We start from the raw sequence: 13620 nt of genomic DNA on the forward strand, positions 1-13620 counted from the left end.
GATAGCGCTGAGCCTCGTTTGCGTAAAATGGAGCGCGGAGACTTATAAATAAAAAATAAAATAAGATAAAAATAAGAAGGACGTCCAGCTTTGGAACGTCCTTCTTTATTAATCGCACATTTTGAATGTGCATCCGTCTAATTTCAGGCGGCAACAGCCTTCTTCAACAAGGAACCAGCGGAGATACGTACACCATAAGAAGCTGGAATCTTGATGGTTTCGCCGGTACGAGGGTTGCGGCCAGTGCGCTCAGCGCGCTTTACGCGCTCTGCGGAGAACAGACCAGTGAGCTTCAAACCTTCACCAGACTGCAAAGCCTCAACGAACACATCCTGGAATGCGTTGACGGCGGCCTCGGCCTGTGCCTTGGTCAGGTTGGACTTCTGTGCGATCTTAGAAACGAGATCAGACTTGTTGTATGCCATGCAGCATCCTTTGGGTCAGGGGCCTTCTTTGCAAAGGCCACGTTCATTCTCGATACTAATACATTTTCCCTACAAATGTGGCCTTTTTTAGCATTTTTTTCAATAATTTTATGTATTTTTTTATAAAAAACTCATTCTGAATAGTCTTATTGCGATTTTTTGATAGAAAAATACACAAAAGTTGAGCAATTAAGCCATTTATACTAGTTCACGACTGCTAAGCCAATTCATAGCAAAAGCGCCAATAGGAATTCTTAGCCAGTAGAACATAAGCCTATAAAGCAAGGTTGCAGATAATGCAATAGTAGGTGGAACTCCAACAGACGTAAACGCAAAAGTAAGAGAAGCCTCAACCGCGCCTAAGCCGCCAGGAGTTGGTATTGCAGATCCTGCAGTATTTGCAAGAATGAACAAAAGTATTGTTTCCCAAGGGTTCGCATAGTAGCCAAACGCAAGTAAAGCAACCCAATATCCCAATCCAATGCAAGCAACCAATACAATCGCTCCAAAAGATCCTCCAATAAGCTGAAGAGGGTGTGAAACAAGCTCTTTAACCTGTCTGCCATAATCAGACAGTATTGGAAGATAATGCTTGCGAATAATTTTACGAGCCTTAGGAATGGCCATTAAAGTGCATATTAACAAGGTTATTATGCCAATAACTGTAATAAGCATGTGTGTTGGAATCATTCCAGAAAGCACATTCTTTCCAGTAAAAATACCAATAACAAGAAGAACAATAGTTGTTATTAAAGCTTGAATAAGCCATACTGCGCTAGTTATAGCAGTAGCTTGAGTTGAATTGTAGCCATTCTTTTTCAATAATTGCATATTGACAAAAGCAGGGCCAACGCCTGCAGGCATAGAAACTGCTGTAAAACCTGATGCTGCTTGAGAAGCAAACAAAACCGTAGAAGACGGTTTTTGATCATCCATAAACGATCCTAAAGTAATTGCAGAGCCAACCCAGGCAAGCATACTGAAAATAAAGCAAAGCAAAACCATTAGATTATTAGCATGCTTCAACGCTGCAAACACTTCTTGAGGATGCCATTGTGTTGCAATAACAGCAATAGCAATAATTGCTAGAACAAGGCTCACAAAGAATCGAATATTAAAACGTGCTAATCGCACTGTATCGTAGTCTTCCTCATCAGTATGCAGTGCGACTGTTTGGCTTAGCTTATTGCAAAGATGTTCAAAAACTTTCTTATTCCAAGAAGGAAGAGAACGTGTAGAAGCAGGAATAGCAGCTTTTTGCATAAACGGAAGTATTTCTGCAAGCTTGTCTGCACCCCAAGCGTTAAGAGCGGCTTTGATTGAAGTTTCAATATCTGTGCATGCAGCAATAAGAGTTAATAATTGAACTTTATCTAAAGCAATATTTGTTGAATCGCTGGCAACATCACCGTTTTGCCATCCTGCAATAACAGGAGTTCCATCCTCTAAACGTGCAATAGTTTCTGGAGTAATTCTTCTATGCGTAATTCCTCGCATATTTGCAGCGTCAACGTATCGCATAAGTTTTGCCGCATCTTCAACAGTTAGAGTGTTCAAATTACAAGGAAGTAAAGTATTTGCTGCGTGAAAAACCATGATTGATGATTTATCGCTGTCAGATACTCCGTAAACATTAGCAGTTGGCAAATGAAGATTTCTCAATACAAGAAGCATTGAAAGATGATGGTGAACGGAATGTCTTGCTGAACGGTCGCGTCGAGTTGGAATATCAATTAAACGCACCCACTGCCACAGCTGATTCAAATATCCAGGTAAATGCACTTGATTGTCTAAAACTGAAATAACATAGTGCATTCCGTGAATGTCAGTTGCGTCATAAAGTCTTGAATTTTCGATTAAATCGTCATCCAAGCTTGAGCGTAAAACTCCAGTATGGTCGGCCTGCTGAGTTCTGCGAGTAAGCTGAGTGAGATTATCTATGCCAATATTTTTAAGCGCAATAACGATGTCATCGCCCCAAGCGCCTTTACTGCTTGTGCCTTTAGCAAATCTTATTAATGTTCCAATAGCTCTTCCTACGCAGCAAGAAATAAGTGCTGCAGGGTAGGAGTCCCATGAAGAAAATAGCAGTATTGCAGAAACAATAAACAGAGCATTCCAGCCCCACATTACATGCTTATATTCTTTACGCGGGCCACTTACTGTAAGAAACGCAACCAGAACAGCGTACATGTCTGGCAATAATTCTGTTACTGAATTTGTGGGTTGAGAATGCAATGCAGAAAGCAGGGGCAAATTGTGTGTAGAAGCAATAGCGTCAGAGAGCAGCCATATTGAGCCGTAGCTTACAAACAGCGTAATAACAGAAATAGCAGTATCAATCCAACGCTTTTGTGCAGCCATAAAAGCAATTACTTCTGCAACAACAATAAGCGTTAAACCTTGCTGTATTAAAGCGCATGGAATTCCAGTAACAGTAAGACCAATAATTTTACTAGCGCTACGGGCATCAATTTCCACGCCGACTGTTGTTGCAGAAAGCCACATTGTTGACAAAACTGTAAGCACGGCAACAGCAATAGCTGAAAGTGCGTACAGCAAATCAGCCCAATTTCTTACTAAACTTGGCTGAGTGTCTTCAATAACAAGATTTGGATTTATGCGAGATTGCATTGTTCTTACCGTCTACTTATTGAATAAAATCCACCAATCGTGAAGCAAAACCAGTGTAAGAATCTGGAGTTAAGGACTTTAATCTGCAAGCTGTATCCTCGTCAAACTCGCGAGAAGAAATAAAATCTTCAACATCCTTTTGAGAAATATGATGTCCTCGCATAAGCTCTTTAACTTGCTCATAAGGACGTTCCATTCCAGGAACTCCCGCAATTTCTTCAGCACGCATAGCGGTTTGAATTGGCTCGCCAAGAACTTCCCAATTAGCATCCAATTCTTTAAGAATAAAATCAGAATTAGGGTGAATAGAATTAAGTCCGCCCAAAAGATTGTTAAGAGCTAAAAGAGCGTAGCCAAAAGCAGAACCGATATTTCTCTGAGTTGTAGAATCTGTAAGATCTCTCTGCCAACGGCTTTCTGTAAGAGTTGCGCAAAGAGTATCAAACAGAGAGCAAGAAATCTCAAGATTAGCTTCAGCGTTCTCAAAGCGAATAGGATTCACCTTATGAGGCATAGTAGAAGATCCAGTAGCACCTTTTACAGGAACTTGAACAAAAATGCCTCGAGAAATATACATCCAAACATCAACAGCAAGATTGTGCAAAATATGGTTAGTGTGGCTTACTGTGCTATAAAGTTCAGCCTGCCAGTCGTGACTTTCAATTTGTGTTGTTAATGGATTCCATTGAAGAGACATGCGATTTTCAACAAACTCTTTAGAAACGCCAATCCAATCAACGTTAGGGAATGCTGCTAAATGAGCACCAAAAGTACCAGTAGCACCATTGATCTTGCCCAAATATTCCTGATTGTCGAGATGTTTAATCTGACGCTTCAAACGGTATGCAAAAACAGCCAATTCTTTACCCAAAGTTGTTGGAGTAGCAGGCTGACCATGCGTCAAAGAAAGCATTGGCAAGTTGCGATACTTTTGAGCATTGCTCACTAAATATTCAACAATTGCTTCCAAATTCGGCCTGTAAACATTCAAAACCGCATTTTTTACGCAACGAGCAATAGAAAGATTGTTAATATCTTCACTTGTGCAAGAAAAATGAACCAAAGTTTTAAGATTAGACAGCTGAGTTTCGTGACCTAACTTCTTTTCAGCCTCATCTAAAGCGTCATCAATGTAGTATTCAACAGCTTTAACATCGTGATGCGTAACAGCCTCATGAGCAGCATGACGCGCAATTCCTGCGGCGTCGAAATCTTCAGGAATACTGCGCAAATACTCACATTCTTCATCCGTTAAAGGATTTACACCATTGACAATAGGCTGCCAATTATTCCCCTCATATCCGTTTGCAAGAAGAATCATCCACTCAACTTCAACACGCATGCGCTCGCGGTTTAATGCAGGTTCACTCAAGTATTCAACAAGTGCTGAAGTTTGATTATGGTAACGACCGTCTAAAGGAGTTAGAGCTATTGCAGGAGAAATATCAGTAAGCTTCATACTTGCAAGGTTACATCATGCTGTGAATTAGGCAGTTAGATAAATTATCTTAACTAATGCATTATGCCTTGCCATAGGGTAGTGCTTTCTAACTTTCCGTTGATAATACTGTTAAAATGCTGATTATGCATAATCACATTTTTAGAGCCTAATTGCAGAGCATCATCGTAGGCAGCTTTATGATAATGCGTGTCATGAGTTAAAGTTCCTTCTTCAGGTACATCGTTTACAAATATTCCGTCTTTACTAAATTCTTGATTAGAATATTTCCTTCCAGAAAAACGCGTTACTCCAGGAGGCAAAGGCTTTTGCGTTTCTTTAACATGTGTTGCTTTGCCATGAATGGTAATCCAATTACTGCGGCGAGGATTTTCCTTACCGTCGAGAGATGGAACAAGCTCATCTTCCATTTCAATACTCGTAACCCAAGTGCGTTTTGCAATAGGATGATTTGCAATAGGAGAGCCCGCGGTTACTACATGCTGTATGTTGTACTGTTTTGAATAATCGCTTGCAATACTTGCAGCAACAATACCGCCTTGCGAATGACCAACTAACACAACAGGATCTTTAGGCTTAATCCCAGATTTTTTCATTGCTTCAACAACCATTCTTGTACTATCTGCTTGCTTTCTAGCTAAAGGAGTATGACTCATTACCTCAGCATTCTGCTCCCATCCAAACGGTGAATGAGCCTTACCGTCTGTTCCAGGTATTACAACTAGCCATGATGTTTTTCCGTCGGCTTTTTTGAAGCGTGAAATAGCAATAGTTGCGGCATCTGGATTAACAAGTGGAGGGCGAACTCCCAAATTTCCGCTGCCAAGCTCAGCTAAATTATCGAGAGTTTCGCTCAAATTTCTTCCAGGTTTAGGAAGAACAAAAGCTGGTTTTCTCCATGGTTCGTTAATTTTAGTAACAGTTAGATTATTACCTTGCTTTTTGTTATTTAACTGTGCTGTAAAAAGGCTTAGCGCTCCAGAAACAAACGGAACTGAAGAAACTGTTTTGCTTGAATTATCAATATGCTTATTTGCGTACTTTAAGAAATTAAACGACTTATTTCGATACGTTTTTGTCATTCGATTATTTCTTTTACTTTGCGCTGCTCCTAAAATAAACAGTGGTATTCCTGTAATTGGGTTCATTAGTAGATTTTGAGAAAGTCCTCGAATAGTTCCTTGCTGAATTTTTCGAGTTTTGTGAGCCCATTTTCCAACATTTTTAAGACCTGTGTGGTTATTAGCATCGTTAGAAGCTGAAGAGAGTGCTGAAATAAAAAATGGCAAGGATGTTATAGGAAAAATTGTTGTAAGAAGCGCAATGCCATTATCAAATTGCTCTTTTGTTTTCTGCTCAGCATCCTCGTAAATTCCGCTTGCTCTAACAATAAGAGCTGCCAATTGCTCTAAATTTTGAGACATATTTTGACATTTAGACGCGTAAGCATTGCACATACTGGGAGTTAGAAAACTTTGAGAAGCGTTCATAGCAAAAGGCGAGGAAGGATTGTAAGAAGCTGATAAATTATTAAAAGCTGAAGTTTGATTAGAAATAACCATTGCAGCATGCTGCCAAGAAGCACTTAACATTGACATTTCATGCGCAAGATTGCTTAGTTTTCTAGATACACTGCAGTATGCTTCGCTTTGCGCAGCTGTAAGAGATATTCCGCCCGAAACAGAAGATTGAACTTTCCAAGGCATATTACATTCCTCCTCTAATTTCGTAGAGTGAATATGCTTGGGTAGCAATATTGCTCATGCTATGGCGAAAATACTGGGCAGCAATACCTTGCCATTCGTTTAATTCGCTCGCTGAGGCTGCAGCAAGAATGTTTCTTGCGCACTGTTCGGTGCGCTGAATAAGCCATTTCCATTCGTAATATGTGTGCATAGTTAAGTATTAAACACACTTGCTAAATTAAAGTCACCAAAAAGTAGGCATTGTGGATAAAAGCTATAAGCAATTACCAAGGCTTATTTGCACCGTCTGAACTCGTTGTGCGCTTAGTTGTTTTTTCTTTTCCGTTTTGATTATCCTGATCTTCTTGATCTTGTTGATCTTTAGGATTTACTTTATTATTCTGCTTAAGCAAGTCTTCCACTTTATTCTTTTGCGTATTATTAAGTTTAGGCTTGCTTGATTCAGTCTGATTCTTATTTTCTTCGCTCTTACTAGAGTTTTTTAGTTGATTACTTTTAGACGTATGAGATTTAGTATTATTTTTACCGTTCTTTTGCTTAAGGCTCTCAGTAAACTTTCGTGAAATTTCAGAATTGTGCTCAATATTTTCGCTAAGTTTTGGTAATAAAAGTATTTGCTGAGATTTAGCGTCACTAAATTGTGCGTCAGTCTGCTGCTGTTGTGTAACCAATATATCTTTGTCACTGTAAATATTTTTAGCAGATTTCATATTTGCAATAAGACTGTTTGTTGCAGCATTATACGCATATTGCGCACGCCAATTAGTAATCACATAGTATGCTGCGAATAACGCAATAATAAGAAATATAATAGAAATAACGCGAATAATATTTCGTTTAGATATGCGCATCATACTAATTTCCTTGATGTAATAAACCAAACAACTAATTCCCATATAAGCAAAACAGTAGCAATTGCGGCAAATGGCCAAATAATTGGTTCTGGGCGCAAGCGCGGTTTCGCTGTTTCATTCATACGCCACTGATGAGAAAGTATTGGTTTTGCTTCACTTCCTAAAGAGTGATTTAAAGAAGAATGAATATACTTTCCGCTAAGCTCATCCGCAATATTTCGCAAGTTTTTCTCATCAAGCTTTGAAATGCCAGGTTTTCCAGTAGATGGATCTTTAACCCATTGTATTGAAGAACTTAAATTGGAATCTCCTTCTGATTTTCCTTGCGCATCTTGCTCAGAAGCGTAATCGTCAATACTTAATTTCGTACTTTTAAGCGGTATTTTTGCACCTTTAGACGAGCCTATGCCAATAACAAAAGCGTGAGTAATATAAGCTCGTAAAGATGAGAATGTTCTACGCTTTCGTTGAGTTGTTTCTTCGCCATCACTAAGAACATACAGCACTGTTGTGTCATCTGGATGAGCGTCATGAATAGCTTTTGCGGTGAGCAAAGTCTGATCTATTGGAGCGTCCAGGCTTGTTCCTGTAGCAATACTTGTAGGCTCTGTAAGTAAGGTGGTTATCCAATTATCAACCGCTTTTGCATCAGGAGTTAAAGGCACATCAACAGACGTGGATGCTCCAAAAGAAATAGCTGCAAAACTCGCATTTGCATAAGACTTAGTTATTTGCTTAACAATAGCGCGAGCTGCATCAATGCGCTCAATATTGGCCTTATTATCGTAATTTGCATCTTTGGCTCGCATTGATCCTGTAATATCAACTGCAATAATTACGTTAGTTGCATTTACAGCACGTTGCATAGTTGCGCGCATAATACTAGGGGATAGTATGCAGATTACGAGCATTGCGCAAATAGCTATTCTTCGCAATCTCATTGCTAAAGTTTCGTTTGTTAGTGCCAATTTTCTTCTTAAAGGCACGATTTCAAAAAACATTGCAACAAGAACAATAAGTACGGCTATAATCGCAACAATCCAACCATAGGATGGAGCGAGAACCAGTTGACCTGCTTTAGCAGTGTCATCTGCCACGATTTTGCCATATGAGAAATTGAGAGCCGCGGCTGAAAATAGTGTTGATATCATCGCTTAATCCTCTTTGCAATAGCCAACCACACAACAACGCTTACAACGCTAATAAGCACCCATATTCCAGGATCGTCGCTAAACGCTGATTGCGTTGTGCCTTGAGGAATAACTGAGTGACGTTTTTCAATTTCTCTTACAAGATTAAGAACAGAATCAGTATTTCGTTGAGTTAAGAATATTCCGCCATGAGATTCAATGAGATTCTTCATGTCTACAGTTGTATCTTCATTCTCATTCTGTTTAGCGCCTGAATATAAGCCGTCAACAGTTATATTTGCTTGCTTAGTCAAATCTAAAGCTTGCTTTAACGAGTAAGTTGGATTTCCGGAAACAACATTATCTGTTGCAAGAACAATTGATGCACTTCTGTTAAAACGACTTTGAGATTTACTAGAATTATGCGCATTGCCATAAATAAAACCAGGAAGCATTGCAGCGCAACTAACTAAGCCATCTCCAATAAGAGAAGTTGCATTTTTTCTATTTTGTGTGCCTTCAAGCCAATCAGAAATTTCCTGATATTGGCGCTGCTGCAAATTGTCAATCTTATTTTGAGACTGAACCCCTCCAAGCAAATTAGCAGCATACTGCAGCTGCTTCTTAGCTAGACGATAATCATCCGTTAAAGGAAAAACTGTTCTAGAAGTGGAATTAAAAATACTTAAACCTATTCGTTCTCCTTGGAAATGCTCAATAAAATTAAGATAAGCAAGAATAACTTCGCGATCGTACGGCAATGCAGAGCCGGAAACATCCAGACACAAAACAATATCTCTAGAACTTATTTGTTCATCCGCATTAAACACTCGAGAAGGCCTAGAGGCAGTTGCAAGCGATCCTAATAAAGACAAAACCAACATTGCTGTTGCGCATCTTTTAAGTCTTCTCCACATATACCATGAGTGACTTGCTAAAGGTCCTTGCAAATCTTCATCAAAAGTAAAAGTGTAGAATTTTTGATTCAGATTGTGGTGATGCTTTTGATACTGCTTTTTAAGAATATGCTGGCGAATAACGTCACCAATAATCAAAACAGCAAAAATAACTAAGCAAACTAGTATTCCTGCAGCAAAAATTAAAGGCCACTTAAAACGCCAAGGCCACAAAGTCTCAAATATCTTACTCATTAGCGTTGCCCCTTCGTTTGCCAGCCTTCGAGCAAAACAAGAACCCACTCTGCTGCTTGATCAACAGTGGTATTTTGTGCCTGTTTATTCTCTTTATAATTAGCAAATTCGGGCGGATACAAAGCTGCGATTGTTTGGCGCAACATATCTGCACCCTTTTTATTGCGCCACTTTAGGCGCAAAGAACTAATTTCACCTAAAGTATGCGTTTTAATATCTTCACCACTCATTCGAGAAACGTAAGTTCTAGCAACTGAAGCTAGCTTTGCACAAGCCTGATCAGAAGTAAGCTCATTGCTGTGATATTGTTTTACAATTTCGTCAATTTCATTTCGCCAAGCTTGTTTGTTTTCGCGATGAACGTGTACAGCATTATCTGCAATTTCGTCAGAAGATAACAAAACTTTCGGCTTTTTGAAAGAAAAATACAAAATAATTGCAGCAACAACAATAACAACAAAAGCAACGCCAAGTATGCTTGCAAAAAGAATGTCGTTGTGAATCTGTGGGTGAATATCTTGCATACTCATTACTGCACATCCTCCTTGAGTAATGATTCAGTAAGATAATTCGTACGGCTTACAGATTTAGCAGACACGCGGAAAATTTCCTCACTAGATGATCCACATATTAATGACGCTTTAACACCAACAAGCATGTCACGCAAGGCACTACTTTTTACGCTTCTGCGATTTTCAACCTCTTGCTTAACGTTATCGTTTTGCAAAAATGCTGGAATTTTTCGCAAAGTAATTCCATCGCTTATACGCATGTTAATTGTTTTATCAAAAGAATTAACTGGGCAAATAGTTACAACAACGAGATTATGATTTTGAGTAATTTTTCGTAAACTATCCGCATCGTGAGCTTGCAACGCATACTCGTCTGTAATAAGAACAACAAGACCATTTGAATCAACAAACTTTTGCATTGATTTAATCAAATACTCAGTATTTCGAATGTGACTTCGAGTATTAAGCAAAGCACTGTCAAGATTTCTTTCAAAATCAGAAAGATTGCGAGCTTGAGGAACTTTAACTATGTTGCTACCATCAACGCAAAGTAACGAAACAGAATCGTGACGTCTTAAACTTAAAGCTGCAAAAAAGCATGCAGCATTTGCAGCAATCTCATACAACGTTTCAAAAGATTTGCAAGCGCCGTTCATATTAATACTTGCGTCACATACAATCCAAGTATGAGATGACGAAGTACGTTCTCGCGAAGAAACCATAGGCTGACCTGTTCTAGCACTAGCAGACCAGTTCATCATTCGAGCTTCGTCACCAGGTTGCCAAGCGTGAACATCAATAACATCCCCGGTTCCAAAACGACGATGCGAAGGATGCTCACCTTCTAGTAATCCCAATGCTTTACGAGCAATAGGCAAATCTATGCGTTGGTCGAGCAGCTCAATTTTTCGGCGAACGGCTTTTGCTGGCTCAGACAACGCTAAACGTTTCATAGGTATCATGGCACAGGAACAGTCTTTACCAATGCGTCAATAACTTGATCCGTAGTAATAGAGTCTGCCAAAGCTTCAAAAGTCAACAGAATACGGTGTCTTAATACTTCGTGCGCGAATAATTTAACATCTTCTGGAATTACATAGTCTCTACCAGAAAGCAAAGCATGAGCCTGAGCAATGCGAATAAGCGCAATAGAAGCACGAGGGCTTGCACCCATGCGAACAAGAGTATTAATGGTTGCAAGAGGGTGAGAGCCTTCGCCTCGAGAAGTTGCAACAATGTCAACAGCATACTTCATAACTGCTTCAGAAACATGAATATGTCGTGCTGCAGCACGCATAAACACAACATCTTGCAAGCTAATGCGCTGTGTGCTTAAAGTTGCAGGATCAACAACATCTGATCCTCTTTGTGTAAGCAACTGAAGCATTTTAACTTCTTCGTCAGGATTCGGGTAAGTCATAATTGCCTTAACCATAAAACGATCCATTTGAGCTTCAGGAAGATTAAAAGTGCCTTCTTCTTCAATAGGATTCTGAGTTGCAATAACCATAAAAGGCTGAGGTAGTGCAATACGCTCCCCGCCGATTGTTGTTGCACCTTCTGCCATAGCTTCAAGCATTGCTGATTGAGTTTTTGCATTAGATCGGTTGATTTCATCTAGCAAAATAATATTTGCGTGAATAGGACCAATCTGAGTAGTAAAACGTTGGGATGCAAAATCAAAAACTTGCGTACCAACTAAATCAGCTGGCATTAAATCAGGAGTGCACTGCACGCGTCGGAAACTACCAGACATGGCAGTTGCAAGAGTTTGTGCAGCAGTGGTTTTTGCAAGACCTGGCACAGATTCAATAAGAATATGTCCGCCAGCAATAAGCGTTAAAATAAGAGATTCTCGCAATGCTTCCTGACCGACTAGCGTTTGTGCAAAGCGCGAGCGCAAAATGTTTGCAATCTGCTGGCAGCGACGAATATCGTCTGCTGAAATAGTAGCCGAATCTTGAGTATTTGATAATCCAACTGTAGATTTACCTACTGCAGAAGCTATATTCGCATTAGGAATCATATTGGAATTATTATTTAATTGTTGCTTACGTGGTTGTGGTGGAAATAATGCCATAGGCTCTATATTAGCCGATATACGGTACTGAAATTGGTAAAAACTGGCATATTGCTAGGGATTATTTAATTAATACGCGCATTTTTAAAGCTATATTTCTTGAGAATTTAGCGACCAGTCAATTGGCGAAGCACCCATTTTGATTAGTGCGCTATTCGCTCTTGAAAACGGTTTTGATCCAAAGAAACCACGCGAGGCAGAAAGAGGGCTTGGGTGAGAAGAAGTAATAAGTGTTGCGTTTGTTAACAATGGAGCTAAGCTTTGAGCGTTTCTTCCCCATAAAATAGCTACAAGAGGCATTGGGTTTCCGTTTTCGTCTTTTCGAGAATTTAACGCATTTATTGCAGCGTCTGTTACAGTTTCCCAGCCTTTTCCTTGATGACTATTTGCTTTACCAGCTTCAACAGTTAAGCAGCGGTTAAGAAGCATTACACCCTGCTTAGTCCACGGCGTTAAATCTCCACTTTGAGGAGTAGAAACACCTAAGTCGTTCACTAATTCCTTGTAAATATTAATAAGGCTTTTAGGTAACGGACGCACTTTTGGTGAAGTGCAAAAACTTAATCCCACAGGATGGCCTGGAGTAGGGTAAGGGTCTTGGCCAACAATTAAAACCTTTATGCTTTTTAGCGGAATGCTAAACGCGCGCAAAATGTTGTGACTTGCGGGAAGAATATGGTGTCCACTTTCGATTTGCTCTCGCAAAAACACTCCCATTGCTCGTATTTGCGGCTCAACTGGAGCTAAAGCTTTAGCCCAATCTGGATCCATTAATTCTTCTAAAGGTTTAATTTTGTAAGGACTCATATGGCTACTGTATGACAAGGCATAACATAATAGGAAAAATTTCTTGAAAATTCTGATTTGTGCTTTGTGACCAGCATTCGCTACTATGGATGCATATTGTTTTAAGTAAACACTTGGAGGAATGCAATTATGGCGCGAAATAATCACAACGTGTCGTATACGCCCGATGTTTTTGATGAACCACCAGAGGGGCCAGTTGGTGTGCATCGCGGCAATCCCGCTTGGTACGCTGTAATTCTTCCTTATTTTGTTGCAATAATTATTGCATTACTGGCTGGTTTGCTTGTTTGGGCAATCGGCTCTGGAGAGATTTCGCATCTTCCATTACCTTGGAATAATTCGCATCAAAGCTCGAAGTCTACAACAATAATTAAGAAGTCGCATACTGATAAGTCAGATGGAAAAGATGAAGATAAATCTGATGATGCAGATGCGGATGAAGATGAAGATGCTTCAGCAAAGCAAAAGTCCAACAAAGATAAATCAGCGGACGATACTAAGGATGCTGATAATAAATCTGATTCTACGACTTCAGTAGATAAGTCTGTTACTGTAAAAGTTATTAATGCAACCAATATTGCTGGGTATGCTGCTAAGAATGCAGACAAGCTGAAGCAATCTGGTTATGCAAATGTTACTGCTGGTAATCCAAGCGGCAAAGTTCCGTCTGAATCTGTTGTATGGTACAAGGATGATTCTCAGAAGGCTGCGGCGCAAGATATTGCAAAAACTTTGGGCATTACTGCTGTAGAAAACGAAAAAGAGATTGTTTCGCAGATTGTAGTAGTTCTTTGCAAGTAGTTTTCTACGCACAGAAGTAATAAAAGAAAAATATAGAAGCCGGTTGGATTAAATTCTAACC

12 protein-coding genes are annotated in these 13620 nt (G+C 39.6%); 1 reads left to right on the top strand and 11 read right to left on the bottom strand.

Going from position 1 to position 13620, the window contains the following annotated elements:
• Positions 1–143 precede the first annotated feature (143 nt).
• The 11 genes from CGSMWGV1500E_RS03495 to CGSMWGV1500E_RS03440 all read right to left on the bottom strand — a co-directional run bounded on the left by CGSMWGV1500E_RS03495 (position 144) and on the right by CGSMWGV1500E_RS03440 (position 12758).
• On the bottom strand, positions 144–425 hold the full coding sequence (locus tag CGSMWGV1500E_RS03495) for an HU family DNA-binding protein (RefSeq protein WP_004127774.1): 282 nt from the start codon (positions 423–425) through the stop codon (positions 144–146).
• Between the two features lie 198 nt (positions 426–623).
• Complete coding sequence (locus CGSMWGV1500E_RS03490) at positions 624–3059, bottom strand: lysylphosphatidylglycerol synthase transmembrane domain-containing protein (protein ID WP_004127777.1); 2436 nt, start codon at positions 3057–3059, stop codon at positions 624–626.
• 16 nt (positions 3060–3075) lie between these two features.
• Entirely contained in the window at positions 3076–4518 is a 1443-nt protein-coding gene (gene purB, locus CGSMWGV1500E_RS03485; RefSeq protein WP_004127780.1) for an adenylosuccinate lyase, read from the bottom strand.
• Positions 4519–4571: 53 nt separating this feature from the next.
• Positions 4572–6224, bottom strand: coding sequence for an Mbeg1-like protein (locus CGSMWGV1500E_RS03480; RefSeq protein WP_004127782.1), 1653 nt, complete (start codon positions 6222–6224; stop codon positions 4572–4574).
• A 263-nt stretch (positions 6225–6487) separates the two neighbouring features.
• The gene (locus CGSMWGV1500E_RS03470; protein ID WP_004127791.1) at positions 6488–7078 is read right to left on the bottom strand and encodes a DUF6466 family protein; all 591 of its coding nucleotides are present in this window, start codon (positions 7076–7078) and stop codon (positions 6488–6490) included.
• The gene (locus tag CGSMWGV1500E_RS03465; protein ID WP_004127793.1) at positions 7075–8229 is read right to left on the bottom strand and encodes a vWA domain-containing protein; all 1155 of its coding nucleotides are present in this window, start codon (positions 8227–8229) and stop codon (positions 7075–7077) included. The genes CGSMWGV1500E_RS03470 and CGSMWGV1500E_RS03465 overlap by 4 nt, the downstream gene beginning before the upstream one ends.
• Complete coding sequence (locus CGSMWGV1500E_RS03460) at positions 8226–9359, bottom strand: vWA domain-containing protein (protein ID WP_004127796.1); 1134 nt, start codon at positions 9357–9359, stop codon at positions 8226–8228. Before CGSMWGV1500E_RS03460 ends, CGSMWGV1500E_RS03465 begins: the two co-directional genes overlap by 4 nt.
• A complete protein-coding gene (locus CGSMWGV1500E_RS03455) occupies positions 9359–9889 on the bottom strand; it encodes a hypothetical protein (RefSeq protein WP_004127799.1) in 531 nt (176 codons plus the stop codon). The genes CGSMWGV1500E_RS03460 and CGSMWGV1500E_RS03455 overlap by 1 nt, the downstream gene beginning before the upstream one ends.
• Positions 9889–10833, bottom strand: a complete 945-nt coding sequence (locus CGSMWGV1500E_RS03450) for a DUF58 domain-containing protein (protein ID WP_004127816.1) — start codon at positions 10831–10833, stop codon at positions 9889–9891. The genes CGSMWGV1500E_RS03455 and CGSMWGV1500E_RS03450 overlap by 1 nt, the downstream gene beginning before the upstream one ends.
• A complete protein-coding gene (locus CGSMWGV1500E_RS03445) occupies positions 10830–11951 on the bottom strand; it encodes an AAA family ATPase (RefSeq protein ID WP_032843467.1) in 1122 nt (373 codons plus the stop codon). The genes CGSMWGV1500E_RS03450 and CGSMWGV1500E_RS03445 overlap by 4 nt, the downstream gene beginning before the upstream one ends.
• Before the next feature lie 90 nt (positions 11952–12041).
• Complete coding sequence (locus tag CGSMWGV1500E_RS03440) at positions 12042–12758, bottom strand: uracil-DNA glycosylase (RefSeq protein ID WP_004127821.1); 717 nt, start codon at positions 12756–12758, stop codon at positions 12042–12044.
• Positions 12759–12887: 129 nt separating this feature from the next.
• Here CGSMWGV1500E_RS03440 and CGSMWGV1500E_RS03435 point away from each other — a divergent pair, with 129 nt between their 5' ends.
• Entirely contained in the window at positions 12888–13559 is a 672-nt protein-coding gene (locus CGSMWGV1500E_RS03435; RefSeq protein WP_004127823.1) for a LytR C-terminal domain-containing protein, read from the top strand.
• Positions 13560–13620: the final 61 nt, after the last annotated feature.

It is taken from the genome of Gardnerella vaginalis 1500E (assembly GCF_000263595.1).
GTDB lineage: Bacteria > Actinomycetota > Actinomycetes > Actinomycetales > Bifidobacteriaceae > Bifidobacterium > Bifidobacterium vaginale_E.

Excerpts from the sequence above, each read along its gene's own strand:
- CGSMWGV1500E_RS03470 (WP_004127791.1), bottom strand. The coding sequence starts at position 7,078 with ATGATGCGCATATCTAAACGAAATATTATTCGCGTTATTTCTATTATA.
- CGSMWGV1500E_RS03450 (WP_004127816.1), bottom strand. The coding sequence starts at position 10,833 with ATGATACCTATGAAACGTTTAGCGTTGTCTGAGCCAGCAAAAGCCGTT.
- CGSMWGV1500E_RS03480 (WP_004127782.1), bottom strand. The coding sequence starts at position 6,224 with ATGCCTTGGAAAGTTCAATCTTCTGTTTCGGGCGGAATATCTCTTACA.
- CGSMWGV1500E_RS03495 (WP_004127774.1), bottom strand. The coding sequence starts at position 425 with ATGGCATACAACAAGTCTGATCTCGTTTCTAAGATCGCACAGAAGTCC.
- CGSMWGV1500E_RS03490 (WP_004127777.1), bottom strand. The coding sequence starts at position 3,059 with ATGCAATCTCGCATAAATCCAAATCTTGTTATTGAAGACACTCAGCCA.
- CGSMWGV1500E_RS03455 (WP_004127799.1), bottom strand. The coding sequence starts at position 9,889 with ATGAGTATGCAAGATATTCACCCACAGATTCACAACGACATTCTTTTT.
- CGSMWGV1500E_RS03440 (WP_004127821.1), bottom strand. The coding sequence starts at position 12,758 with ATGAGTCCTTACAAAATTAAACCTTTAGAAGAATTAATGGATCCAGAT.
- purB (WP_004127780.1), bottom strand. The coding sequence starts at position 4,518 with ATGAAGCTTACTGATATTTCTCCTGCAATAGCTCTAACTCCTTTAGAC.
- CGSMWGV1500E_RS03465 (WP_004127793.1), bottom strand. The coding sequence starts at position 8,229 with ATGATATCAACACTATTTTCAGCCGCGGCTCTCAATTTCTCATATGGC.
- CGSMWGV1500E_RS03435 (WP_004127823.1), top strand. The coding sequence starts at position 12,888 with ATGGCGCGAAATAATCACAACGTGTCGTATACGCCCGATGTTTTTGAT.
- CGSMWGV1500E_RS03445 (WP_032843467.1), bottom strand. The coding sequence starts at position 11,951 with ATGGCATTATTTCCACCACAACCACGTAAGCAACAATTAAATAATAAT.
- CGSMWGV1500E_RS03460 (WP_004127796.1), bottom strand. The coding sequence starts at position 9,359 with ATGAGTAAGATATTTGAGACTTTGTGGCCTTGGCGTTTTAAGTGGCCT.